23 protein-coding genes and 5 pseudogenes are annotated in these 23,846 nt (G+C 49.0%); 14 read left to right on the top strand and 14 right to left on the bottom strand.

Translation table 11 applies throughout. From position 1 onward, the window contains the following. Nucleotides 1–218 precede the first annotated feature (218 nt). Together IG609_RS07340 and IG609_RS07335 are read right to left on the bottom strand one after the other, a co-directional pair. Nucleotides 219–437, bottom strand: a pseudogene (locus IG609_RS07340) (IS3 family transposase); the annotation flags it as partial. 29 nt (nucleotides 438–466) lie between these two features. Beyond that, nucleotides 467–730: pseudogene (locus IG609_RS07335) on the bottom strand (integrase core domain-containing protein); the annotation flags it as partial. An 88-nt stretch (nucleotides 731–818) separates the two neighbouring features. Here IG609_RS07335 and IG609_RS07330 point away from each other — a divergent pair. After that, nucleotides 819–1,031 (top strand): annotated as a pseudogene (locus IG609_RS07330) (IS110 family transposase); the annotation flags it as partial. Between the two features lie 401 nt (nucleotides 1,032–1,432). Here IG609_RS07330 and vapC read toward each other — a convergent pair. The 11 genes from vapC to IG609_RS07275 all read right to left on the bottom strand — a co-directional run bounded on the left by vapC (nucleotide 1,433) and on the right by IG609_RS07275 (nucleotide 8,241). After that, the gene (gene vapC / locus IG609_RS07325) at nucleotides 1,433–1,837 is read right to left on the bottom strand and encodes a type II toxin-antitoxin system tRNA(fMet)-specific endonuclease VapC (RefSeq protein WP_193399495.1); all 405 of its coding nucleotides are present in this window, start codon (nucleotides 1,835–1,837) and stop codon (nucleotides 1,433–1,435) included. After that, complete coding sequence (vapB, locus tag IG609_RS07320; RefSeq protein ID WP_104209861.1) at nucleotides 1,837–2,067, bottom strand: type II toxin-antitoxin system VapB family antitoxin; 231 nt, start codon at nucleotides 2,065–2,067, stop codon at nucleotides 1,837–1,839. The genes vapC and vapB overlap by 1 nt, the downstream gene beginning before the upstream one ends. 93 nt (nucleotides 2,068–2,160) lie before the next feature. Beyond that, nucleotides 2,161–2,994 (bottom strand): DUF4942 domain-containing protein, encoded by an 834-nt coding sequence (locus IG609_RS07315; protein ID WP_193399494.1) that lies wholly within the window; start codon nucleotides 2,992–2,994, stop codon nucleotides 2,161–2,163. Between the two features lie 117 nt (nucleotides 2,995–3,111). Further along, nucleotides 3,112–3,432: a TA system toxin CbtA family protein gene (locus IG609_RS07310; RefSeq protein ID WP_193399493.1), complete on the bottom strand. Its 321-nt coding sequence runs from the start codon at nucleotides 3,430–3,432 to the stop codon at nucleotides 3,112–3,114. A gap of 69 nt (nucleotides 3,433–3,501) precedes the next feature. Beyond that, nucleotides 3,502–3,837 carry a type IV toxin-antitoxin system YeeU family antitoxin gene (locus IG609_RS07305; RefSeq protein ID WP_193399492.1) on the bottom strand — a complete coding sequence of 112 codons (336 nt, stop codon included), beginning with the start codon at nucleotides 3,835–3,837 and terminating at the stop codon, nucleotides 3,502–3,504. Between the two features lie 39 nt (nucleotides 3,838–3,876). Beyond that, nucleotides 3,877–4,350: a RadC family protein gene (gene radC / locus IG609_RS07300; RefSeq protein ID WP_193399491.1), complete on the bottom strand. Its 474-nt coding sequence runs from the start codon at nucleotides 4,348–4,350 to the stop codon at nucleotides 3,877–3,879. Between the two features lie 122 nt (nucleotides 4,351–4,472). Next, entirely contained in the window at nucleotides 4,473–4,823 is a 351-nt protein-coding gene (locus tag IG609_RS07295) for a hypothetical protein (RefSeq protein ID WP_193399490.1), read from the bottom strand. 57 nt (nucleotides 4,824–4,880) lie between these two features. Further along, nucleotides 4,881–5,714 carry a hypothetical protein gene (locus tag IG609_RS07290; RefSeq protein WP_193399489.1) on the bottom strand — a complete coding sequence of 278 codons (834 nt, stop codon included), beginning with the start codon at nucleotides 5,712–5,714 and terminating at the stop codon, nucleotides 4,881–4,883. A gap of 146 nt (nucleotides 5,715–5,860) precedes the next feature. Further along, entirely contained in the window at nucleotides 5,861–6,019 is a 159-nt protein-coding gene (locus IG609_RS07285) for a hypothetical protein (protein ID WP_189654467.1), read from the bottom strand. 183 nt (nucleotides 6,020–6,202) lie between these two features. Then, complete coding sequence (locus tag IG609_RS07280) at nucleotides 6,203–7,090, bottom strand: GTPase family protein (RefSeq protein ID WP_193399488.1); 888 nt, start codon at nucleotides 7,088–7,090, stop codon at nucleotides 6,203–6,205. Nucleotides 7,091–7,185: 95 nt separating this feature from the next. After that, a complete protein-coding gene (locus IG609_RS07275; protein WP_193399487.1) occupies nucleotides 7,186–8,241 on the bottom strand; it encodes a hypothetical protein in 1,056 nt (351 codons plus the stop codon). Between the two features lie 770 nt (nucleotides 8,242–9,011). Between IG609_RS07275 and IG609_RS07270 the strand changes: the two genes are divergently transcribed. The 13 genes and pseudogenes from IG609_RS07270 to IG609_RS07205 all read left to right on the top strand — a co-directional run. Beyond that, nucleotides 9,012–9,602 (top strand): YagK/YfjJ domain-containing protein, encoded by a 591-nt coding sequence (locus IG609_RS07270; RefSeq protein WP_193399486.1) that lies wholly within the window; start codon nucleotides 9,012–9,014, stop codon nucleotides 9,600–9,602. Between the two features lie 104 nt (nucleotides 9,603–9,706). Then, a complete protein-coding gene (locus IG609_RS07265) occupies nucleotides 9,707–9,919 on the top strand; it encodes a helix-turn-helix transcriptional regulator (RefSeq protein WP_193399485.1) in 213 nt (70 codons plus the stop codon). A 92-nt stretch (nucleotides 9,920–10,011) separates the two neighbouring features. Further along, a complete protein-coding gene (locus tag IG609_RS07260) occupies nucleotides 10,012–10,437 on the top strand; it encodes a putative zinc ribbon protein (RefSeq protein WP_129705764.1) in 426 nt (141 codons plus the stop codon). Between the two features lie 153 nt (nucleotides 10,438–10,590). Beyond that, nucleotides 10,591–11,178, top strand: coding sequence for a hypothetical protein (locus IG609_RS07255; RefSeq protein WP_193399484.1), 588 nt, complete (start codon nucleotides 10,591–10,593; stop codon nucleotides 11,176–11,178). A gap of 331 nt (nucleotides 11,179–11,509) precedes the next feature. Next, entirely contained in the window at nucleotides 11,510–12,028 is a 519-nt protein-coding gene (locus tag IG609_RS07250; protein WP_039503428.1) for an Hcp family type VI secretion system effector, read from the top strand. Between the two features lie 121 nt (nucleotides 12,029–12,149). Next, nucleotides 12,150–13,979 carry a type VI secretion system Vgr family protein gene (locus tag IG609_RS07245; RefSeq protein ID WP_250127246.1) on the top strand — a complete coding sequence of 610 codons (1,830 nt, stop codon included), beginning with the start codon at nucleotides 12,150–12,152 and terminating at the stop codon, nucleotides 13,977–13,979. Between the two features lie 28 nt (nucleotides 13,980–14,007). Then, nucleotides 14,008–14,451 (top strand): DUF1795 domain-containing protein, encoded by a 444-nt coding sequence (locus tag IG609_RS07240; RefSeq protein ID WP_193399482.1) that lies wholly within the window; start codon nucleotides 14,008–14,010, stop codon nucleotides 14,449–14,451. Beyond that, a complete protein-coding gene (locus IG609_RS07235) occupies nucleotides 14,444–18,709 on the top strand; it encodes an RHS repeat-associated core domain-containing protein (RefSeq protein ID WP_250127245.1) in 4,266 nt (1,421 codons plus the stop codon). Before IG609_RS07240 ends, IG609_RS07235 begins: the two co-directional genes overlap by 8 nt. A gap of 9 nt (nucleotides 18,710–18,718) precedes the next feature. After that, complete coding sequence (locus tag IG609_RS07230; protein ID WP_193399480.1) at nucleotides 18,719–19,324, top strand: hypothetical protein; 606 nt, start codon at nucleotides 18,719–18,721, stop codon at nucleotides 19,322–19,324. Between the two features lie 210 nt (nucleotides 19,325–19,534). Next, nucleotides 19,535–19,953: pseudogene (locus IG609_RS20600) on the top strand (hypothetical protein); the annotation flags it as partial. 336 nt (nucleotides 19,954–20,289) lie between these two features. Next, nucleotides 20,290–21,744, top strand: coding sequence for a flagellin N-terminal helical domain-containing protein (locus tag IG609_RS20455; protein ID WP_193399478.1), 1,455 nt, complete (start codon nucleotides 20,290–20,292; stop codon nucleotides 21,742–21,744). Between the two features lie 49 nt (nucleotides 21,745–21,793). After that, nucleotides 21,794–22,339 carry a helix-turn-helix transcriptional regulator gene (locus tag IG609_RS07210; protein WP_193399477.1) on the top strand — a complete coding sequence of 182 codons (546 nt, stop codon included), beginning with the start codon at nucleotides 21,794–21,796 and terminating at the stop codon, nucleotides 22,337–22,339. A gap of 88 nt (nucleotides 22,340–22,427) precedes the next feature. After that, nucleotides 22,428–22,517: pseudogene (locus IG609_RS07205) on the top strand (phosphorothioated DNA-binding restriction endonuclease); the annotation flags it as partial. A gap of 114 nt (nucleotides 22,518–22,631) precedes the next feature. On the opposite strand, the gene dndA reads toward IG609_RS07205, so the two are convergent. Beyond that, on the bottom strand, nucleotides 22,632–23,756 hold the full coding sequence (dndA, locus tag IG609_RS07200; RefSeq protein WP_193399476.1) for a cysteine desulfurase DndA: 1,125 nt from the start codon (nucleotides 23,754–23,756) through the stop codon (nucleotides 22,632–22,634). Nucleotides 23,757–23,846 lie beyond the last annotated feature (90 nt).

The following is a 23,846-nucleotide window of genomic DNA, read 5'->3' as shown; positions in this document are numbered from 1 at the left end:
TTAAGACATTGGTTCAACTGACAAAAGCCTTAATCATCCATTAATACAAACAAGTAGCACTTTAACGTAGAGTCCAATTTGGCGATAAAATCCCGCATTTAAGAATTTTTTTGAAAACTTCTTAAATATCTCAAGAGGAATAAGCAGTAAGAGGACCCCAAAGCCTTTTCTTCCCTTTCTTACCAGCTCAAAAATCACACTGAATCGCTATGGGTAATCTAGACACTTTCGAGCCGTTGATAATACTGCTGTTCATATTCATTCGGCGACACCTGATTGCTAGAACCATGTCGACGTCTGCTGTTATAAAACATTTCGATGTAATCAAAAATATCGCTTCGGGCTTCCTCCCGTGTTCCGTAGATCCTTTTCTTTATCCGTTCACGTTTGAGAAGTTGGAAAAAATTTTCGGCAACGGCGTTATCATGGTAATCTCCCCATTTTTAACCGCAGTTAAAAGTAGAGGCTATGCGGCCATCAATGGTGGTTTTCCGCCATTGGCTTTATGTGGCCGTTCATGATTGTAAAACCAAAGCCATTGAGTGGCATAGTCTTGAACTTCTTCAAGCGTATCAAATAAATGTTTGCTGACCCAACTGTACCTGATCGTTTTGTTGTGTCGCTCGATATACGTATTTTGTTGTGGCTTGCTGGGTTGAATATAATCAATCCGGATCCCGAGTGTTTTCGCCCATTCTGTAAACTCATGGCTGATGAACTCAGGCCCATGATACCTATTGAGTGCATCCAGCTAGCGTTTAAGTCAGCTATTTTCTACAACTTGTAATGTCTGTGTCTGTCACAAGTGGAGAAAATCAATGAACACTTTTGTTAGTAACATCGGTGTATCGGGGACTCTGATTGCCCTAGATATCGCTAAAAAACATCATGATGCAAAAATTCGACACCCGGATGGACGAACATCTTTCCTGCGTATTGAAAATACACTGGAAGGGTTCAACCGATTGCTTGCGCTCACCGCTTCCCCCCATGATGATATTATCGCGGCCTTTGAACCTACAGCTGATTATCAATATCCTCATTTGTGCTTACGGTGAGTATACAGAGCAAGATAGAACCAACATATATACTCAGATGTATACTCACAAGCAAGTTGATGTAGGTCGGATTGCGTTGACATTGGGAGAGTATGGGAATGAAGGGGGAGCCAGTAAAACCGTGGGTTTTAGGCAAAAAAATAGACGTCGGTTGACGTCTATTGATTTATCAATGGTGCCGGGGCGGGACTTGAAAAAAATGCCATCAGCATTGTATTTAAAGGATTTACCTTAAAATATAACACGCATGTACCCGCATTTGTACCCACAGCCCACATTGCTTCATTCCCTAACCTGCCGTTCACTACGGTATCTAGCAGTGACGCCAGTTGTTGAACTGCGACAGCATATTACAAAGACTGGCTATTGTCAGCCTATCTACCGACCCAGTTTTCTACGCGCAATCCTGGCACACGCTCAAACTCACGCACATTGTTCGTTACCAGTATCAAACCAGCGGACCGCGCGTGACCCGCTAACATGGCATCATACGGGCCGATGGGTGTTCCTTGTCTTGCCAGTTCCGCACGAATTTGCCCCGTATGTACGGCAGCGTCAAAGCCATAAGTTTGCACTTCCAGACGTGCAGAAAAACCTTCAATCACGGCGAGATTCTTCTCTGGGTTTACCGATTTCTCTGCGCCATAAATCAATTCCATCAGCGTGATGGAGCTAATAGCAAACTGCCCGTAATGACGGTAGAAAGCCTCCTTGACTTCCTGCGGCTTGTTCTTGATGGTGTAAATACAGATATTGGTATCAAGCAGATATTTCAGCATCAAAAATCTTCCCTGACCTGCTCATCGGGTTGCTCTCTGGTGATCATAAAGTCAGGTGTTACGCTCTCCCCTTCAAACCAACTATCCCAGCTTTCGCCTGCCGGAGTAATGATACGTGTGCGGCCAATCGCAACGATATCAACCTGCTTCACATCATCCGGCAGTGCAACGGCTTTAGGGAGTCGTACCGCCTGACTGCGATTGCTTTTAAATACTGTAGTTTTTTCCATGGCAGTCTCCTTGGAGAAATTTTGTGCTATCGATAGCATAGAATATTGATGGGATATGTCAATGGGATATACCTGTGTGACATGATTGGTTAATCACCTCGCAGCCAACATCCCCGGATAATATTTGGCGATAATATCGTTCATCTGATCGATCAAGTCAGGGCGTTTAAAGGTGAGATGCCCGGTGCCTTTCTGAAAGTAACGCACGCTAAAGAACTCATCCTCGTATTCCTGCTTGTGGGGATTATCACGGATATGGTCCATCAGTCGGATGGTGACATCGCCCCGATTGTCGGGGATCGGTTTACCATCCAACAGATACAGCATACGTTCTAGATCGGCCAGTTGATCGCGTCGCCAGCCCCAGTTCAAACCAAAGCCCCAACGGTTGTACGTCACCAGATTGCTGATGATGATTTTCTTGCCGAAGTAACAAGGGTGATTGGTTTTGTAATCCCACGATAGTCCTTTGAATACGTTGATGATCCCACGCTCGAATACCGCTTTCTTGCTCTGGTGAAGTTGCTCAAACGTACTGAGAATATTGTCCTCACTGATGGCCGGTAGTTCACCCTCATCCAGATTTTTATGCCACTGGCTGCGGGCTTCGGCATCCATCAGAGACAGCATGCCGGATTTCAGCATCAGGTCGCGCCAGATATTGCGATCCAGTGTGCGGGTGATGGCGGGCATCGCCTTGTCAGACGTTTCCGTTAACCAACAGTCATAGCGATGCCCCTGCTTTAACGCCCAGTCTTCAACGGTACCGCCGCCAATAGTCGCTGTCAGTGTTGAGATCGCCCGTAGCTGGTTGAGGATCTGTTCTATCTGTTGCAGCGCGGTATCACGTCCAGTAACGATACGTTCGATATTGGTCGAGCAAATCAGCTCGGTGTGTTCGGTTAAAACCTCGGGTTCAATTTGCATAGTTTGTGATCCATACATAAAAGCAAATACGCCAGCCGGTAAGGGCTGGCGTATTATGCATCGGGGAGAAGGATAAACAGGTTTGGTGCGATGTGACTGGAAAGCAGCTCGCAATCTTTATGCCTTGAGCAAGCCGGTAGCACGTCTGGCACGGAGAATATCAACAGCGGTAAGAAACGGCGATTGCTCCTGCCAGTTAAAACCGTCGCGATCGATACGCACCAGTTCGTATTTTTCCACCAGAAAGTTCACGGCATTGACCAGCGTGACGCCAGCATCGATATGCGCCTGAATGACATTTTCCTCACAGAACGGTGTGTCGTTCAGCGTCAGGCCGTAGTGCTTTTCCAGCAGGTAGGTCAGCAGTTGTTGCCAGACGGCTACAGGTGACGCACAGGGGTTATCCTCCCGTGGCGGGATTGCAGGTGATGTTTGCATGGGAATACTCTCTACAGGTTAAGTCGATAAAATCAGGAAAATGTTCAGAATGGGGAAAGAAGCTGCGGGTTATTGTGTTGCCGCTGAAGAAGGATAAATAACAATATACACGTAGCCAACACTGCCCAGCGTATCGGCTTCACAGGTCCATTCGTTACAATACAACGTGACACCCCCCTGCTGACGGGGATTCAGTTCCCCCATGCGTAGCTTCTGTTCCAACAGCTCAATTAGCTCAGGGAAACAACGCTCCAGACTTTGGGCTTCTGTTTTGCTAAACGTACCGACAATGCTGGCCCGGTCTGCCAGATAGTGCAGACGGTTACCTTCCTGCACCAGTCTGGCTCCGAATCGCCGAGTGATGGCACATTTTAATCCCCACTCCGGGGTATCCGATGATGGCATGATGGTTTCCTTATAAAAATGCGGTAATAAATGCGGTCATCACAACCAGCCACGTTCAGCAAACGACACCACGTCAGCGCCGCCGACAACCAGATGATCGAGGACTCTGACGTCGAGTTGTGACAGTGATTCCTTCAGCTTGTCGGTGATATGGCGGTCAGCCTGACTGGGCTCGGCACAGCCGGAAGGATGGTTATGCGCCAGTATCACGGCAGCGGCGTTATGACGCAGTGCCGCTTTGAGGATTTCACGCGGATGCACTTCGGTACTGTTGATGCCGCCCAGCGCGATAATTTCCTTTTCTATCAGACGGTGTTGGTTATCCAGATACAGCACCATAAAGACTTCACGCTCCAGACTGCTGAGTTCCAGCATCAACCAGCTTTTGGTGTCCTCAGAGGTTTTGAACTGTCGCGCATTTTTACGCACGCGTTTTTCCAGCAGGCACAGCGCCATCTGGATGATGCGCTGCTCTCTGGACGCAACGCTGCCTGCCAATGAATTACATGACATGATGGTTCCTTATCTAAACGATGGATGATGAAAAAGCAGGATAAAATGGATGACAAGAGCACAATAAATACAATGCCCCGCGCAAGCACACGAGGCATCGGAACCGTGAATAAGGTCAGTCGTTATTCCATCTGGAATTCCCATATGCCCTGATCGGTCTCGACAATAATTTCAAGGACATTACAGGCGGCTCCCCAGTTTTTTGACTTAAACGTCGTTTCAAAAGTGCTACCGAAGCGGAGTCGAACGGGCTTCCAGGATTCTTCGGAAAGGTGCTGGCAATTTCCCCGATTAACCACAATGTCTTTGACGACGACAGAATCTGTCAACGCTGTCACGGATATCCTTGGATAATAGGGACCGGCATACCAGTTTCCTGAGGCAGTACGGGTTTGCACTCTGACAGGCGCTTTTTCTGCAAAAACGCTTAGCGAACACAATCCCAGACAGAGCGCGACAAATGCTTTTTTCATGATATTTTCCTTTACTCGACAGGCTCGAAGTCTTCCGATGACCAGAGGCGGTAACACTCAACGATGGCTGAATGTCAGCGTGTCCTTTTTTCCGTTGTAGTGAGTGAGGTTAAGCGTGGTGTTGTTGGCATCATGGGTACTGTCAACCTTCACGATTTCACTGCAATCCTTGAGGTCAATCGCCTTGATTTCAGGTGTGGGGTTCGTTTTATTGACGGCATACCAGTTCCCTGCCGGGCAGGCCATCCCGGCACTTTGCGCCAGAAAGGCGTAATACGGCGTATCGGTCAGACGGGTATAAAGGCTGGCGGTATCCGCGCCCTGAACCAGCACATCCTTTCCGCTGTCACCACAATTCCGGCAGAAAAGCTGGTCCTGCGTGTTTCTCAGTATGTGTGCCTGATACGCCAGAACCTGGTTATTCATCTGGAAACGGTTTTTCTCTCCATTCTTCCAGGTGACAGTGAGCAGCGTGTTGTTTTTGTTTTCTGTCACCGACACCTTCGCTACAGCCGATAAATCAGAGCGGTCATCGTCAAACTCAATAAAGTGAACGGTGGGCGACGCGGCATATTTATCGATGTAATAAAAATCGGGTGTCCGGTTAGCGGTGTAAGCAGGAATGGCATCATTCAGCAGGATGGTATAGCGCGTCATGTCCCATAACTTGCTGTACTGATCCGTTTTATTTTTATAGCCCTGTGGATAGTCAGAAATAAAGAAACTGTCTTTCCTGTCGGGTCCACAGAGATGGCAAACCATATGCCCTTCGCTGTCGGTGATAATTTGCGGCTCATTGTCAGCAGGCTTTGCCTGTGCAGGCAGAATGGGCAGAACCATCAGGGAGACCAGCAGCATTCCGCTGCATGGCAGTGCAGGTTGTGTTTTCATTGTGGTTTTCCTTCGGAAGGGCTCTCGGTTAAAAACCGGCCCATCCGCCAACGGTATTGATGATAAAAAGCAGGCAGGCCATAAAAATCACCAGCGTGATATACCAGCGCATAAAGCGGCCAAACAGCTTCAACAGCGTTCGCATATTATTTTTCTCTGCAAATCAGGTAATACAACAATCCGGCCAGTAACGGGTCGATGACCATACCCAAAATGAACCAGCCCCAGAATGAACGACCGCTGCTGGATGCCACGTATCCCAGTACGATTGCCAGTCCCACCCAAAGCAGTAACAACGGCATCATTGCCCTCCAGACGCATACGCGTTACATGAACATGTTATTGATTCATAAAAGTAAAAAAGTCTCAGAATGGAATATCGATTTTATAGCGGGGAGAAATGCCGGTATAACAAATCAATTCGATCGGTTCGATCGACAAAATCGATCGGTGACGATAAAGAAATCTGATGAGAAGCAGCAAAAACGTTAGTCGAAGAAGAAAGACCACACGGCATTTGCCACTCTGGCAACGGAATGGGTGACGCCATGCAGCACCTGTTTTGCCACCTGAGGCAACGGCGCGTGATCAATGACCCAATCCACCGCACTGACTACCGTGTCGGAAAATCCGGCCCGGGCCTGCTCTATCGCGCTTTCGGTTTGGTGCTCGGCACGTAAATGGGGAATGACCGGACTGCGAGCCTGCTTTGGGAGAAGGGTTATCATTGCCTCTACCATTTTTCCCAGTTGATAACGGCCTTTAACGGAAAGCGGTAAAATGTTCTCTGCCACGATACCGAGCTGTTGCCCGAGAGCCGCCTGCTTTTGTGCCATATGTTCCCGTTGCCTGAATGACGGCTGCGCAGAGGCCCAGTGCCATTCTTCACTCGGTTCAATCTTGTCGACCTGATTGAGCAGCCAGAGTATCGGCGTGTGCTCACCGTTCACGGAGCCGAACACATCCCGATAAAACTGCTCCTCGGCAGAATAGGCGCGGTCATCCGCCTTCAATACCCACAGCACCATATCCAGCTCCGGCAACAGGGATTGATACAGTGCGCGATATTCCTCATCCCGCTGCTGACTTTCACCCACTCCGGGTAAATCAACCAGCGTGAGATAATGACGCCCAAAACGCAGGCGAATGCGTTGTGGCTCACGGGTACAGGCTGCGACAGCATTCACTGCGCAGACTTCGCTGCGAAACAGCGCATTGCATAAGCTCGATTTTCCGACGCCGGTTTTGCCCATAATGCCAATCACCGGTTCATAGGTAACCAGCCGGGTCAGCTCCTGCATAAGGGCATGACGTAACGAGCGGGGATAACGCCGCAGATGGCGGCGTATCAGGGAATAACCTGACGATTTTTTCATATCAGCCTCAGAATGAAAAAGGCCATCCGGGATGGATGGCCTGATGAATTGAAATAGGTGGATTTTCATAGGGATGATATATAACTGAAAAATTTTTAATCTGATTTGTCTTTCGTTTTTTTCTTAGTAGAAGGTGTATAGGTAAAGTTGTCTGAGAACGTTTTTGTCCTTGAACCTGGAATAGAATTGTATCTCTGTGCCTGAATACGAAAAAAATCCTCATGTGCCTTACGGTTATTTTTGATCAAATTCGGCTGAATTATATTGAGGTTGATTATATAGTCTACTATGTCACTTGTATCATATTTGCTGATAACGCCCTCATCAGGACAACTGAAATATAATCCTTTCACAGCATCTCTACATGGTTTATGCTCGCTATCAAAAGCGTAAAGCACCGCCCGTTCATTTTCTTTATTTTTTGAATCTCGGGTATTCAGCCACTCACTCCAGATATCTTCTGCAAAGAAATTATTAATATCATCACCATGAAAGAAAAAATTCACCAGATAAAAAGGCCTGAATTTTTCATCTATAAAAATAAGCCGAGTATAGGCGCAAGCAGGATCATATTCACTACGAGACTTAAGAGTTTTTATCATCTTATCAAAGCGCCTCTTTAGCTCTTCCAGTGATACTTCAATAGCATTGAGAGAGAATTTCATGGAATTATGATTTTCATGCTCTTCAACCCAGTCATCTGGAAGATAAAACGCAAATGGTAGCAGTGTGATTTTTTTGTGTTTCTTCAGAAGTTCATCATATTTATCACAAAGATACTTTTCGGTTTCCTCTTTCTCTGCTACTGATTTTTTCAACCAATCTTTCTGCGCAGAAGTCAGGCATACATCGATCTCATAGTCGTTTCTTTTATCATTCTCATAGTCGTTTCTTTTATCATAACGAACCCTTACATTCGAATCCCCATAGTTTGTCCTTTGCCTATAGTAAATATGATCCAAGAAGTCAAAAGGAATATTATTTTCTGCTGAGGGAGTTCTGTTTTGTTTAGCAGGAAAGCGAATATTTTCGTCAAAACAGATAAAACTATAGAGCTGACTAATATCTCTATAGGTTAACAGATGCACTTTGCGCCCTGTATCTTTCAGACGCAACTTAAATACCCTCAGGTCATCCATCATATCCGCCATCGCACCTTACCCCATACGCAAATGATAATCACTATCAAAAACCAATTTAATCTTACCTTTCAGCAGATGATTTTACCTGTTAAAAAGGTGTTTTTTAAGCATGAATTCAATGTTTTTTAAGGCGAATTTATAGGTTTTTTATTGATATAAAAGGTGTTTTTTACACTGAAAATATCAGTATTGTAGCCAAATTCACGCTAAGTGTTGAGGCTGTTTCCCAAAGGTTTGTCTATACGATGACATATCCATATTGCTTCAGATATCTGTATCTGACCTGAGTTTAGGCGTTATAGTCACACACCGAAGAAAGGAATCAGGATGGTTCGTCGCCATTGGCTTTTGTACCCAGTCGATTGAAGGCGACCATAGTTCTGATACCGGAATGATTCACAATAGATGCGAATCGGCAACAGAGATAACGTACCAAGACATACAGCGATAAGCAATATTGACGCTTGGTAAGTATAACACTATCACAATGAATGAGGCAGAATAGTTACTCAGGGAAACCCGCAGCATCCCAAGGACATATTCCATTCCAGATATTCATTATTCTGAAGGCGGAACGATTAATTAAGGTAAATACTAATATTTTATAAGAAGACGATTTATGTAAATAAAATTATCCATTCCACTATCTCTATGCCTATCACTCAGTACAAGAAAGAGCCAAGAATGCTATCTTCATGTGCATTATCTTATGCTAATAAAATTTTAAAATTTACGCCAGCATCCTATCCCATGAAAAACACTCATTCAGGGATTAATTCATGGGATACAATCAAATCATTACCGATATCAACGTCAGGTATACTCACCATAGGACGCTGCGTCGAAATCTACGAAACCACTTCAATCGACTCTTTGACCGTTATTCAAAATTACTTATGTTACGAGTCGACCTCTCATATCTTAAAAAGAGTGACTCCCATCATTACGCAGATACTCACTCTACCGTTTGTGATATCACGCTGTTATTACAACAGTGTCATTCGTTAAAGGGACTCGTCGGCCATGCCTGGGTGCTGGAATATACCGAAGAGCATAGTTTTCATATCCATGCCGCGTTTTATCTCAATGGTCAGAAGCATCGTAAAGTTTGGAGCATATTTGAAGACATTAGGGATATTTGGGCGAATGTGACAGAGGGGGATGGTTATGCACACCGGTGTGAACCCAAAGAACATTACAGGGTAAAAGGGGAATGGGTGACATCCTATGACGACGATGAAGGAAGAGACAGAATGCTATATATCTTGAGTTACCTGAGTAAACAGGACCAGAAAAAAGAACGGGTTATTTATCATGTCAGTGAAATACCCAAGCCTGCTCGTAGAGGTCGACCAAGGTGTTTGGGTTAATTGTCACTCTGTAATAAATAATTACGCCACGCGTACATCGTTTGAAGGAGTTCGCCAATTTCCATTTTCCGGCTCCTTCTCCCATTTATTCAAGGAGAAAAACGATGAGTACCGCTGCTGATTACCGCCTTCTTAACGACCAGTTCGTCGATATGACCTTCATCACCCAGTTGACCGGATTAACCGACAAATGGTTTTACAAGCTGATTCAACTGGGTGAATTCCCGAAGCCGATTAAGCTGGGCCGCTGTTCCCGCTGGCTACAAAGTGAAGTCGAAACCTGGTTACAGCAACGTATCGATCAGTCTCGCCAGTAGCCACACGTTCTAAACACGACTCATTTTCCTGCCAACAGCGTTGGGACAATCGCTTCCACTAAGCTCGTTATCGTCAGGAATGGAATCAATTTATGCGCTTTCTAAAATGCTATCTGGCTAACAACGCCAAAAATCGTTTTGTTAATGCAACTGAGGCTAGCCGCCTGCCCCAGGGTCACTGGACGTGTGCATCCTGTGGTTGTACGTTAACTCTGCATAACGGCTCTCAATATCAAGAAGCCTGGTTTGAGCATGATCGGTTCAGTATAGATTCAAGAAAACTGAAGGCATGTGCCTACCGGGATCCCGAAGAGAAAGAAGAAGAGAGGATTAAAAAACTGCGGGAGAAGATCCGTGCCAGCTACGCTCTTCCTGAACCGAACACCTGGTATTGCGTGTTGTGCCAAAACCGCTATACAGGAAAGAAACTCTGCCCGGCGTGTAAAGACGGAATCTACAGTGTAGCCGTTGAAGATAATGGCTATGTACCTGAGGGAGAAGGTCATCGGAATAGTTAATTCAGGGCCGCTGCTCGTATCCCATCATTCCAACCAGAAACGACACCTTTCAGTTCACTCCTTTTAATTAATTATTCCCTGAATAACAGATCGCTATCCGATTCCACGGAGGACACTGGCTGTCTGTTATTCAGCATGTTGGAGGCTTTCTAAATGACATGTAACACGACGCTATCCACGTTGCTGGATAAGTACCAAAGCCATCTTGACGACAGTGCTGCGCACGCCGTTCATCAGGGTATCAGTACGAGAAAAATTCATACTTTCCATCGGTTGAGATTGACGGCAGTTTCACTGCCAGACCAGCATAAGGCGCATCTGATTGTCCCCGCGAAACTAATACAGAAATCAAGAGTATCGCGTATTGAGGCTGCCAGCAGAGCCATTCTGCCAGTGGAAACCAGCCGCTACCTTCGACGATATCCAATGCTGGGCGGCATTCTGATCAGCGAATGTGACCGGCTGCATCTGGATGAATTGAGTTACACCCTTCAAAGACTATTTGATCGGGAAAATGAACCCGGCATTCAGGAAACGTTAACACTACTGTGCTGGTCTGAGCTACTTAACGGCCTGTCTTATCGTGAGTGGACATCACTGGCTGATAAAACCGACAGACAAATTCAGATGTGGATTAGCACCCGCCTACGCACTCAGTCAGCACGTCGGGCAATGATTGACGAATATGTTTTCTTCGCCTGCTTTGGTTACTGGATAGATTATTACCCTGCTTTATATTGATAAATTTATGAGGATATCCCTCCCATTCATCGCCAATACCTTCCAAAGAGACGACCATCTCACAGAGCTAAGTAAAACTTTCAGCATAACTGCGCATTCTGCGCAACTTCTTGCTCACTTTCTGGTGGAAATCACTTTTTGCGCAATGGATGCCGTTTTTTCGCGAGGTCTGCGCAATTTCTTGCTCAAATTTTGCTTAGGGAAAATTTGAGTTAAGTAAATATTGTTATAAAACATATAGATAAAAGTTGGCATATGGATTGCTATACGGAACGTGAAGTTATTCATTCTGTTTAATAACTCATTCCGTTCAACAACAAGGAGCAAGACTATGCCAACTCCATGCTATATCAGCATCGAAGGTAAGACACAGGGCAACATCACCGCAGGTGCCTTCACTTCTGACTCTGTCGGCAACATCTATGTGGAAGGCCACGAAGATGAAATGCTGGTACAGGAATTCAAGCACATCGTCACCGTACCGACCGACCCACAGTCTGGTCAGCCATCCGGCCAGCGTGTACACAAACCGTTCAAATTCACCGTGGCACTGAACAAAGCCGTTCCGCTGATGTACAACGCCCTGGCCTCCGGTGAAATGCTGCCGACCGTGACCCTGAAATGGTACCGCACGTCGGTTGAAGGGAAGCAGGAGCACTTCTTCTCTACTGTGCTGACCGACGCCACCATCGTCGACATCAACTGCCAGATGCCGCACTGCCAGGACCCGTCCAAACTGGACTACACCCAGTTAATCGAAGTGTCGCTGGCCTACCGCAAGGTTGACTGGGAACACACGGTTGCCGGTACCTCCGGCTCTGACGACTGGCGTACACCGGTCGAAGCGTAATCGTTCTGTTTCTTTACCCGGGCTTGTCCCGGGTTTTCTGCGTGCACTGTCCTGAGGTCTGATTCTCCCAGACCTGAGTGCAGACAACACGATGTTCATCACGGGAAGCGAGGGAATAAACGTGGCAAACAGTACAGGATTACAGTTCACGGTAAAGGTCGGTGCATTGCCCGCCTCGACCTTTGCTGTGGTGGATTTTCAGCTCAGCGAGGCGCTTAACCAGCCGTTTGCCCTGTCGCTGAATCTGGCAAGTGCCTTGTCGGATGTCGATTTTGGCGCGGTGCTCGACCAGCCGTGTGAGCTGCTGGTCTGGTACGAAGGGGAACTGAAACGGCGCGTCAGCGGGATTATCAGCGCATTCGCACAGGGCGACACCGGCTTTCGCCGCACACGCTATCAGGCAGAGGTTCGCCCGGCACTGTGGCGGCTGGGGCTGCGCACCAATGCCCGCCTCTTCCAGGCACAAAAGCCGGAGGTCATTATCGGTACGTTGCTGGAAGAGTCTGGCATTACCGATTATGCCTTTGCACTGCGTCACGACCACGCCCCGCGCGAATACTGTGTACAGTATCGTGAAAGTGATTTGGCGTTTGTCACTCGTCTGGCAGCGGAAGAAGGGCTGTACTTCTTCCATGAGTTTGAAGAAGGCAAGCACCGCGTCGTCTTTGCGGATGATGCCGGGGCGCTCAGCAAAGGTCCGGAATTGTTCTTCAACCTCGCCAACCAAGGGCTGAGCGAAGGTGACTATGTGCGCCGCTTCCGCTACGCCGAAGCCGTCAGTACCGCAGAAGTCGCCCTCAAGGATTACAGCTTCAAAACCCCGGCCTACGGCCTGCTGCACAGCAAGATGAGCGGCGAACTGTCACACCAGCGCGAAAGCTATCAACACTTCGACTACCCCGGCCGCTTCAAACAAGACCCAAGCGGCAAGGCCTTTACCGGCTATCGGCTGGATGCGTTACGCGCGAATGCCATGACCGGCTCGGGTGAATCCAATGCCGCCATGTTGATGCCCGGCAGCAGTTTTACCTTAACCGAACATCCTAATCCGACGCTGAATAGTGGCTGGCAACTGGTTGCCATCACGCACAGCGGGCAACAGCCGCAGGCGCTGGAAGAAGAAAGTGGCGGTGAACCGACCACCTACAGCAACAGCTTCGAGGTGATGAGTGCCAAAAGCACCTGGCGTGCCGACCTGCCGTACAAACCGATGGTGGATGGTCCGCAGATTGCCACCGTGGTGGGGCCCGCTGGTGAGGAAATCTACTGTGACGAATATGGTCGCATCAAATTGCAATTCCCGTGGGACCGCTACGGCTCCAGCGACGACCAGAGCTCCTGTTGGGTACGCGTTAGCCAGGGCTGGGCGGGTGGTCAGTACGGCCTGATTGCCATCCCGCGTATCGGCCATGAAGTGATCGTCAGCTTCCTGGAAGGCGACCCGGACCAGCCTATCGTGACAGGCAGAACCTTCCACGCCACCAATCCCTCGCCGTATCCACTGCCAGCGAACAAGACACGTACCTCGCTGCGTACGTCAACGCACAAGGGGGCGGGTTTCAATGAGCTGCGTTTTGAAGACCAGGCTGGGCAGGAAGAGGTGTTTATCCATGCCCAGAAAGACATGAACACCGTGGTGTTGAATAACCGTAGTACGACTGTGACCGCTGACCACACCGAAAGCGTCGGTGGCAATCAGGCGGTATCGGTAGTGAAAGACCAATCCACTGAAATCCAGGGGCAGCAGAGTATCGCCGTGACCAAAAACCGCAACACGGTCGTGGATGACAACGACAGCCTGCAGGTGAAAAACAACATCGCTATCCAGTCGCAGAAGGGGGACATCCTGATAGCCACTGACAAGGGGTTTATTGGTATCGGCGCTGACGGGGTCATCAATATCAAGGGTACCCACATTGTCATCAACGGCCAGCAAATCGACCTGAACTGAATAACAAGAACAACAAGGACACGTGAACATGTACCAGATGAACGAAGGCACCCTGGCCATTCCTGCGCAGTGGCGCGATGAATCCCTGCACGTTTTTGTCTTGCCGGATGAAACCACCAATCTGGTGGTTAACCGCACCCCGACTGAACCTGGTCAGACGCCAGACGTGGTGTATCAGAAAACGCTGGAGCAATTTTCTACCCATCTCAACGGTTACAAAGAAGTGCTGGCCTGGGAACTGACACTGTCGGACGCGCCAGCCCCGGCGCTGGAATACACCTGGCAGTCACCGGAAGGCCAAATGCATCAGGTGGTGGTGATGCAGGTACGTGGCAACCTGTTGCTGACCTTCACCATTACCGCCGCTGACGTACTGAGTGATGCCCGTAAAGCTGAATTGCTGGCCGTGATTGAGACCTTTGACGCTGCTGAACCTGCCACACTGGAGGATAAGGCAGGCGGCGATGCGTGATGAAATTCTGGCCCGTATTGCGCGTGTCGGCGCGATGCATGCGGGCAATCGGCCCACGCTGCCACCCGATTTACCGGCACCCGGTAGCGGCTCACCGCCGACCTCACCGGGCAAGCCTATCAAACACAGCAGCTTTCTGGGGGCGCTGCTCGGTGCGGTGGCCGGGGCGCTGGTTGCTGCTGCGGTTGCGGCGGTGGCCGTTGCTCTGGTGGGCGTCACCGGTGGACTGGCGATTGCCGTGGTCGGTGGGCTGGCGGTGCTGGGGGCAGGAAGCCTGATATCGGCGGTCAGTGGTCGGGTATCCGCCATGGTGGACAGTGCCTCACCGCCTGCGGGGAAAGTGGACAGTGGTTCACCGAATGTGTCGGTGGAAGGGAATCCGGTTTCCCGTGCTGAAGTCGATGTCGTTCTCTGCACCAAACACAACGGTCCGCAACTGATTGCGCAGGGCAGCGAAACCGTCTTTGTGAACGGTCATCCGGCTGCACGGATTGGTGATAAAACCGTGTGTGGTGCCACCATCAAGGACGGTGCATCGACGGTGTTCTTTGGCTCCGGTCAGGCTACCGTACTGGAGATACAGGACGAGTTCAGCGGCTGGCAGAAAGCGCTGATTATTGCTGTTGAATTTCTGGTGCCGCCGACCCGAGGCCTGTTTAAGGGGCTGGGGAAACTCTTTTATCGCGGCCCCAAAGCGGTGATGAAAGGGATGGGCGCTGGCGCGCTCTGGGCCGGGAAACGTTTCACGCAAAAGACACGTTGTGCCACCCGGGCATTTAAGGCGAACAAGGGGCGGGCGCGATATAAAGACGCAGCCAAAGCCTTTAAGAAAGACCCGGTATATATCGCCAGCGGTGAAGTGATTGAAAATCGTATCGACCTGGCGCTGGGGCAGACCATCCCGCTGGTGTTCGAACGCACCTATCGTACGGCTTCTTCACATGTTGGGTTGTTAGGCCGTGGCTGGCAGGATAGCTGGAGCGAGGTCGCTACCGTCAGTCAGGATGAGGGCGGCATCCATGTCACTATCATGCTGGCACAGGGCTATGACATTGATTTCACCTTCGGGCTCGGTGCCACCGTGGTGTACTGCGCCGAATACCCCGAATTCAAGCTGCTGCGACGGCATAACGGTTTTCACCTGTGGCACCGCGACAGCCAGACCTGGCGTGCCTTTACCGTCAAACAGGGTGACCAGTTGCTGTTGTCAGCGATTACCGACAATCACCAGAACCGCATCGACTTTCTCCGCGACCCCAAAGGCTACCTGCGCAAGATACAGCACAGTGACGGCATCGAGCTGCTGCTGATATGGCAGGGCGAGTTCCTGCGCCAGGTGCAGCGCATTGACGGTGGTCAGAAAACTGTGCTGGCCGAATACCGTCAGGATGAACAAGGCCGACTGGTCGAGGCAGATGCCGCTCATGCCTATCACCTGTTCTACGAGTATGACAACCATCATCGTCTGACTCGCTGGCACGACAACGACAAAACCTGGGCGCGTTATGAGTATGACCATCAAGGCAGGTGCATCTACACCACCTGTGCCGACGGCTACCTGACGGCGACGTTTGAGTACCTGGCCGACCGGGTGGTGATGACAGATGGGCTAGGCCAACGCAGTGAATATGGCTTCAATGACCTGCACCTGATGGCGTGGGAGACATCCCCGCTCGGCCATATCACCCGCTATGAGTATGACGATGTGGGCAACCTGCTGCGGGAAATCTCCCCAGCGGGCCGGGTGGTGGAATTTGCCTATCTGGATGATACCGGATTGGTCAGCACCTTCACCGACGGCAGTGGCCACCAATGGCAGTACACCTACGACGACCATGAGCGGCTTATCGGTATTACTGACCCACTCGGGCGCCACTGGGCCTGGCAGTACGACAGCAAGGGTAACCCGCAGAGCCTGACCGGACCGGACAACAGTGAAGTGCGCTTTGCGTGGAATCGCTACGGCCTGCTGACTGAAGTCAGCGACCATAACGGTCAGGTACAGGCCAGCCTGTTTTACGACCACCGTCAGCGCCTGTTGAGTGCCACGGATGCGGAGTCCCGTACTCAGCAACTGCGCTACGACCAGCAGGACAGGCTGACTACCTGGACACGCCCAGATGGCTCGACCTATCGACTGGGTTATCGTCGTGCAAGCTGGAAACTGCCGGAGCAACTGCTGCGTCCTGATGACAAACAAGAGCAGCGCCAGTATGACAAACACAACAACCTGCTGAACTATACCGACGGCAACGGCGCGGTGTGGCGACAAACCTACGGCGCGTTTGATTTGCTGACGTCACGTATCGATGCGGCAGGTCGCACCTGGCAGTACGAGTACGACAAGGAAAGTCAGCAACTGGTGTGTGTCACAGCACCGGACGGTAACCAGTGGCAGTGGTGGCTGGATGGCGATGCGCGGGTTATCCGCGAACGGGACATGGCGGGCACCGATACCCATTACAGCTATGACGAAGACGGCCACTGCATCACCGTTCGCAATGGCGAAGGAGAAACCCGCCACTTCCTGTACGACGGGCGCGGATTACTGATAAAAGAAACGGCACCAGACGATATGCTGCAGTATCGCTACGATGCGGCAGGCCGGCTGACTGACGTCACGTCCGCGACCAGTCATATCCAGTTGGCGTATGACGAGCGCGACCGTGTGGTAGAAGAGCACAACAGCGGCACGGTACTGACGCGCCACTATCAGGAAGAGTCGCATACCGTGACCCGCAGCCTGTACTGGGAAGGCGAAGAAGACAGCGCGGCACTGACCAGTTCCTTCTGCTATAGCGCGACGGGTGAACTGCGCCAGATACAGTTACCGGACGGCGCGGAACTGACGCTAGCTTATGATGCTGCTGGACGTGAATCTACTCGACAGAGCAAAGGCGGCTTTACGCAGCAACGCGAATACGATGTCATGGGCTGGCTGACGCGGGACCGGAGCGGTCAGACGGTGGACGGTCGCCTGCAACCGGCACAGACGCGGGAATACCTGTATGACGGCGCGGGTAACCTGACCGGCACCCGGCGCAACCGCGAGGCAGCAGGCTATCAACTCGATGCCAGCGGGCGGGTCCTGTCGGTACTGAGCGGTGGCGCGGGTCGCACGGTTAACACCGAAGAGGAATACCGCTACACCCGTCACGGGCTGCCGCAGGACACGACAAGGCTGACCGACTGGCAGGCTGGACGCCTGACTCAGCAGGAGAATACCCACTACCAGTACGACAAGGCCGGAAGGCTGATACGCAAACAGGTGGTGCAGCCGGGCTATCGCCCACAGGTGTGGCACTACCGCTGGGACAGCCGTAACCAGCTCAGGGTCGTGAACACACCGACAGGAGAGTGCTGGTTCTACCGTTACGACCCGTTCGGGCGGCGCATTGGCAAACGCTGCGAGCAGACGCAGGACGAACTCCGCTACCTGTGGGATGGCGACCAGATAGCCGAAGTGCGTCACTACCGCGACAACCGGCTTATCAGCCGCCGCCACTGGGTACACAACGGCTGGGAGCTGTTGGTACAGCAGCGCCAAACTGTGGAGGGGAACTGGGAAACGGATTTTATCACCAGCGGCCATAATGGTGAACCGCAGGCCATCTTCAACCCTCAAGGCGAGCTTCGCTGGCAGGCTCCGCGTACCAACTTATGGGGCCAGCGTTATACAGATAATGCTGAAAATCTCGATCCGGGACTAGCCTTTGCCGGGCAATACCGTGACGCGGAAAGCGGGCTATGTTATAACCGTTTTCGGTACTACGACCCGACTGGTGGATGTTATGTGTCGCCGGACCCGATAGGGATAGCGGGGGGTGAGAATAACTATGGCTACGTCCAGAATCCCATGTGCTGGGTTGATCCGTTTGGGTTGGCTGGGTGCGGAGCTGATGCGAAAAAATTACGTGAAAACATGGAAGCGGCAGGGAAAGTTGCTCCCGGCTATAAGAACTCTGCACACCATATAGTAATGTCAAATGCTAAAGATGTCAGAATGCGTTGGTTGAGAAGAAAAATGGATCGAATGGGAATTGATATCAACTCTGTTGACAACGGGATATTCTTGCCGTCATCAAGCGCAGTAAAATCATCTGTAGGTACTACATTACCTGCGCACTCAAAGATACATACGGAAGTTTATAAACAAAATGTATTTGACAGACTTAAATCAATCACTAATAAATCAGACTTCAAGGATGAGCTTAGTAAAATAGCATCAGATATATCAAATGGCACTTTTAAATTTTAAGGGGTTGCAATGAAAGAGATGGATAAACTTAAATCTGAATTTGAAAAAATAAACACTGCCCCACAGGCGTTTTTAGAGAAATTTTATTCTGATGTAAAAAAACACACAGTCGACCAAAAAATAAGCAAGGGAAGATTGTTAAATATCAGGCCTTTTGAAACGGAGAGATTTGGTTTCAAATTAGGAAAGGAGCTAAATAATGTTCCAAAAAATAAAAAAGATGTTCAGTTTTGGAGTTTTAATTCTACTGGGGATACTCTGTTGGTTGAAAGAATTGGGTCAAATGGGGAGGTTCAGTATAGTGATTTTTACTTTTACTCTGACTCCATTGTCAGAGTGATTGGTTTTTACGATGTTGACTCATTGGCTTTTGTTATGGATATCGTTTTCAACAATGGGAGAGTAACGAAAGAGTTAAGTTATGGGAAGTTTGGTTCGAGTTTTTCGGATTATAACTATAATGACGACATGTTAATAGATATAGTCGTTCATGAGAGAGAGCATTCTCAGGAAGGGTATTCTAATCATACTTTATTATTTAGCTATGATAATGGCGTTTTAAGTAACATAATGAAGTCTTATCCAAATGGATATCAGGAACAGCGTTATCCATAACGTTTCAATTACTAGTTAAATATGATTTACTGATTTATTATAATGTATATTTTTATTTTCATAAAAATCAAATAATTGTCGATGAGGTACCGAGGTTATTATTATCTGCCCCCTCATACGACAACCGTAGCCTGTTGATATATAATATCATTATGTACTCTCCGCTGATTGACTGAAGTTTTATACCCTATGGGTTGTACAGTTGGAATACGATCTAGCCGGCTGATACGCAAACAGGTGGTGCAGCCGGGCTATCGCCCACAGGTGTAGCACTGCCGCTGGGATAGCCGCAACCATCTTAGAGTAGTGGACACACCCAGCGGCGAGAATTGGGCGACGCATCGATAAACGCTGCGGCCAGCCCGATGAAGACCCGCTACCTGTGGGATGGCGACCAGATAGCGGAAGTGTGGCACCACCGCGATGGCGGGCTGGTTCACCGACGCCACTGGGTACACGGCGGCTGGGATCTGCTGGTGAAGCAACGCCAAAATACAGATAACTGTGGGGAAACGGACTTTGTCACCAGCGGCCACAATGGCGAACCGCAAGCGATCTTCAATCAGTCTGGGAACTTCTCTAGCAGGCTAGCTACCCTATGGGGAAAATGCTATACAGATGATGCTCAGCCCCCTCAAAATCTCCGTTGCGAATATATCTCCTTCGCCTGCTTTGCTTACTGGGCAGACTACCGACCTGCTTAATTTTCATACCGTTACGTGAACACTGATTCAGAGCGCTTTTGATCGGTAACGCCGATCGATACGATCGCATCGATCTATCAAAACGATTATCTTTTGATCGCCACCGTCGATAAGCTATTGCCGAGAATAACCATAACGTAATGTTTTATCTGTTTTTATTTCCACTATCGGGAAGGGCTGACTATTGCCTGTTATCCGGTAAATCAATAATCAGCAGATAAAAACCATTCGTTATTTTTGCCAAATCAGGACTGGTGTGCAATGACTCCGATTACCTCTCTTCATCTAACGATACGGAATCAACAGGATAAATCGGCGACTCGATTGAGCCAGGCGATTGAACGGCTTTCATCGGGTCTGCGTATCAACAGCGCGAAGGACGATGCCGCTGGTCAGGCTATTGCCAACCGGATGACCGCTAATCTGAATGCCAACAGCATCATCACTAACGGCATGAAAGATGGCCTCAGCCTAATGCAAACGGCTGAGAGCGGGCTTAATGCCATCAATAATCTGCTACAACGTGGCAGGCAACTCGCGGTGCAGGCGGCAAACGGTACGCTGTCAGATAGCGACCAGACCAGCCTGAACGGTGAATATCAGCAGATTAGGGAAGAGATCGACCGCATCGCCTCATCGACACAGATCTTTGGCCGTTATCCGTTGGCTCCTGCTGAACCAGGCCCTCAGCCTGCCAAATTAGGGGAAACCTTGCCACTGGCTGAAAAGTTTCCCGTCCCCAATATCAATCATCAATTTCCCTCTGGGGTTATTTCGCTGGCTTACATTCCTGCTGGCGCAAAAAATATTACCATCACTATCGACTCACTAAGCGCTGATGACGATATCCAGCTCTTTGCGCGAGATGGCAGGCATCTGGCCGGTACGCCCGCAGAAGGAGCAGACGCCGATATCGTCTGGTCAGCAAACGGTGTGACAGATGAAAGCACCATGAATACCGCCGTGATTACGCAAGATAACGGCTTTTTACCTGGAGCCACCTACTCGGCAGATTCGCTGCTGCAAGCCGGGGAATACAATATCAATACAGGGGCGCAGACCACTTATCAGGGCATGACCATCACCTACAGTGGTGATGGTGACCGCTTTGAAGATGCCAACACCGGGGGCTTTAACGATGGAAATGTGGGCGCAGCAAACCGACTGGAAAAAATTCATATTGATGAGGTAACGGAAGATCTTATTGTCATTGTGGTTGGCAGCGGCGTATTCAATAGCAGCGCAAGCTGGGATGAACTTCCCACACCGACAGAGCCTGCCCCGCCACTGCCGCCCTCCGTACCAATCAGCAAAGAAACGACGTTTGTCGTCGGAGCGAGTTTCGGTGATGCATTGCAAACGGTCACCCTCAACCCAACGCCAGCAGATAGCCAATCGCTGGGGCTTTCCTCTGTGACTCTGGGTACACCTCAACAGGCCAGAGCGGCATTAACCACGTTCGATAATGCACTGAAAACGCTGGACGGTTACCGCAGCGAATACGGCAGCCAGATGAACCGTTTTGAATCCGTCACTGCCGTGCTGTCGCAGGAAAAGGTTGCCACGGCTGCCGCCCGCTCACGCATATTGGATGCGGATTATGCTCTTGAGGTTTCCGCGATGACAAAAGCCCAGATCCTACAGCAGGCATCGATGGCCGTCTTGTCGCAAGCCAATCAGCAGTCGGGAAACGTATTAAAGCTGTTACAGGGATGATGCGTCGTCAGATATCACTTTGCTATTTTTCCACTGAACCACTATCGCCATGAGCATTGAAATATTCAGCCGCTGCCCTTTCACTACGGCAGCGTTTACCTGTCTGGGAAATAGGGATGGCGGTAATGTACCCATCACTGTCGTTGATATTGAACACGGTATCGATATGGTGCTATTGACTAACATCATTACCGCCAACCACCGAACATTCATCATTATTCTCAACAACCGCAAACATGCACCAGTGATGGTGGCTAAAAAGGTATTGCTGTTATCAAAACACGCATCGATGAACACGATTAAAAAAGTGATCTCTGCCCTGTCATCGTTCAGAGAAATAAAAGGCAAGACGATATCGTTATCACCGAATGAGAAAATATTCTTCGGCTATTGGCTGGACGGAATAGCAATAAAAACCATCGCAAAGAAAATGGTGATAACCCATAAAACAGCCAACAATATGAAAAACAATATCTACAGAAAATATGGCATAAAGGACCTGCTCACCTTTTTACTCATCGCCAGAATCTCACATATGCAAAGTATCACTGACGCAGAACATCACAGGGTTATCTACGTCGATAAGGTGGCATGAGGTAACATTCCGAGAGCAACAGGAAGCTTGAATCCCTCTGATTTTGCGAGCATTATCGCAATATATTCCCTTTCAGTTTGTGTTGCGTATGCCATCTGTCCAGGAACTTCGAACCGCAATTTCCAATATGTCTATATGGCGTAAAGGTGATCAACGTGCGCCTCATAAGCCGTTGCTGCGGCATAAATAATTTAGCACATTGATTCTTCACTGCTCATTTCGCAAGGCTAGTGCTGACAGTCCACACCCGCAAGTGGTTCGCTATTATGCAATAGTTATTTAGAATATAATGTCAAAGCAATGCCCCTAACTGTTTCTGAATTTCTTCATATGGTATTTGTTGTGTATGGGCTCCAAAGGAAACTCGAATAGCCCCATCTATTTGCTCAGCATCAAGTCCCATAGCCACTAGTACATGAGACGGACTGTACTTGTTGGAAGTACAAGCAGAGCCATTTGAAATAGCAATTATCCCTTTAAGCTGAACCATAGCAGCCTCTGAATTGACACCTGGAATAGAAAAATTTAAAACATAAGGAGACGTATTACTCCCATTAACCACAGCGCCAAGTTCGGTAACAGCGGCAATGAAATCATTTTTTAATACAGAAACATGCTTAATCCATTTATCTGCGTTCTTTGTTGATAACTCACTAGCTAATCCTAAACCTGCTATTAATGGAGTTGCTAAGGTACCTGGACGTAACCCTTTTTCTTGCCCACCACCGTAATAAAGTGGTCTTAACGGTGATTTGAGGTAACCACGGCGTCGCATAATTAATGCTCCAATACCTTTTGGTGCGTAAAGCTTATGCCCGCTAACACTGATGAAATCAATACGTGTATTTTCAAGATTGAATGGGTACTTACCAAAACTTTGTGCCGCATCGACATGTAGGTATGCATTATGCTCACTCAATAATTGGCACACTTCATCAATTGGCTGAATAACGCCAGTCTCGTTATTAATATGCATAATCGATACGAGCACCGTATCTTCACGTAATGATCTTTTTAACTGCGCAGTATCAATCAGTCCATTAGGTGTAACATCAAGATAAGTCACATCAAAACCTTGAGCTTCTAAGTGAGCAATAGGCTCCAATACGGCTTTATGCTCTATCTTACTGGTAATTATGTGTTTTTTTCCTGCGTTTTCAGCAAACTCACGCAAACCTAAAATAGCTAAATTGTTGCTTTCCGTGGCACCGCTGGTGAAGATAACCTCAGTTTTATCAGCCTTTACTACAGCAGCAACCTGATGGCGAGCCAACTCTACAGCTCTTTTTGCATTAACCCCATACTCGTGTGTGCGGCTTCCAGCATTACCATACTCTTCAACCATCATTGTATAGACAAGATCAGCCACTTCAGGAAGGACAGGAGTAGTTGCACTGTAATCGAGGTAAACTGTCATTTGCTTGTTCCTAAAAATCTAAAGACATCATCCAACGGTTTTGCTACTATGCTAGCTCATGTTCGTACGAACAAGCTATTTTTTCGTTCG

It is taken from the genome of Pectobacterium quasiaquaticum (assembly GCF_014946775.2).
Taxonomy (GTDB): domain Bacteria; phylum Pseudomonadota; class Gammaproteobacteria; order Enterobacterales; family Enterobacteriaceae; genus Pectobacterium; species Pectobacterium aquaticum.
The sequence above is the reverse complement of the archived record's forward strand: the minus strand, read 5'-3'. Positions and strand labels throughout refer to the sequence as shown.

Excerpts from the sequence above, each read along its gene's own strand:
- vapC (WP_193399495.1), bottom strand. The coding sequence starts at position 1,837 with ATGCTGAAATATCTGCTTGATACCAATATCTGTATTTACACCATCAAG.
- vapB (WP_104209861.1), bottom strand. The coding sequence starts at position 2,067 with ATGGAAAAAACTACAGTATTTAAAAGCAATCGCAGTCAGGCGGTACGA.
- IG609_RS07315 (WP_193399494.1), bottom strand. The coding sequence starts at position 2,994 with ATGCAAATTGAACCCGAGGTTTTAACCGAACACACCGAGCTGATTTGC.
- IG609_RS07310 (WP_193399493.1), bottom strand. The coding sequence starts at position 3,432 with ATGCAAACATCACCTGCAATCCCGCCACGGGAGGATAACCCCTGTGCG.
- IG609_RS07305 (WP_193399492.1), bottom strand. The coding sequence starts at position 3,837 with ATGCCATCATCGGATACCCCGGAGTGGGGATTAAAATGTGCCATCACT.
- radC (WP_193399491.1), bottom strand. The coding sequence starts at position 4,350 with ATGTCATGTAATTCATTGGCAGGCAGCGTTGCGTCCAGAGAGCAGCGC.
- IG609_RS07295 (WP_193399490.1), bottom strand. The coding sequence starts at position 4,823 with ATGAAAAAAGCATTTGTCGCGCTCTGTCTGGGATTGTGTTCGCTAAGC.
- IG609_RS07290 (WP_193399489.1), bottom strand. The coding sequence starts at position 5,714 with ATGAAAACACAACCTGCACTGCCATGCAGCGGAATGCTGCTGGTCTCC.
- IG609_RS07285 (WP_189654467.1), bottom strand. The coding sequence starts at position 6,019 with ATGATGCCGTTGTTACTGCTTTGGGTGGGACTGGCAATCGTACTGGGA.
- IG609_RS07280 (WP_193399488.1), bottom strand. The coding sequence starts at position 7,090 with ATGAAAAAATCGTCAGGTTATTCCCTGATACGCCGCCATCTGCGGCGT.
- IG609_RS07275 (WP_193399487.1), bottom strand. The coding sequence starts at position 8,241 with ATGGCGGATATGATGGATGACCTGAGGGTATTTAAGTTGCGTCTGAAA.
- IG609_RS07270 (WP_193399486.1), top strand. The coding sequence starts at position 9,012 with ATGGGATACAATCAAATCATTACCGATATCAACGTCAGGTATACTCAC.
- IG609_RS07265 (WP_193399485.1), top strand. The coding sequence starts at position 9,707 with ATGAGTACCGCTGCTGATTACCGCCTTCTTAACGACCAGTTCGTCGAT.
- IG609_RS07260 (WP_129705764.1), top strand. The coding sequence starts at position 10,012 with ATGCGCTTTCTAAAATGCTATCTGGCTAACAACGCCAAAAATCGTTTT.
- IG609_RS07255 (WP_193399484.1), top strand. The coding sequence starts at position 10,591 with ATGACATGTAACACGACGCTATCCACGTTGCTGGATAAGTACCAAAGC.
- IG609_RS07250 (WP_039503428.1), top strand. The coding sequence starts at position 11,510 with ATGCCAACTCCATGCTATATCAGCATCGAAGGTAAGACACAGGGCAAC.
- IG609_RS07240 (WP_193399482.1), top strand. The coding sequence starts at position 14,008 with ATGTACCAGATGAACGAAGGCACCCTGGCCATTCCTGCGCAGTGGCGC.
- IG609_RS07235 (WP_250127245.1), top strand. The coding sequence starts at position 14,444 with ATGCGTGATGAAATTCTGGCCCGTATTGCGCGTGTCGGCGCGATGCAT.
- IG609_RS07230 (WP_193399480.1), top strand. The coding sequence starts at position 18,719 with ATGAAAGAGATGGATAAACTTAAATCTGAATTTGAAAAAATAAACACT.
- IG609_RS20455 (WP_193399478.1), top strand. The coding sequence starts at position 20,290 with ATGACTCCGATTACCTCTCTTCATCTAACGATACGGAATCAACAGGAT.
- IG609_RS07210 (WP_193399477.1), top strand. The coding sequence starts at position 21,794 with ATGAGCATTGAAATATTCAGCCGCTGCCCTTTCACTACGGCAGCGTTT.
- dndA (WP_193399476.1), bottom strand. The coding sequence starts at position 23,756 with ATGACAGTTTACCTCGATTACAGTGCAACTACTCCTGTCCTTCCTGAA.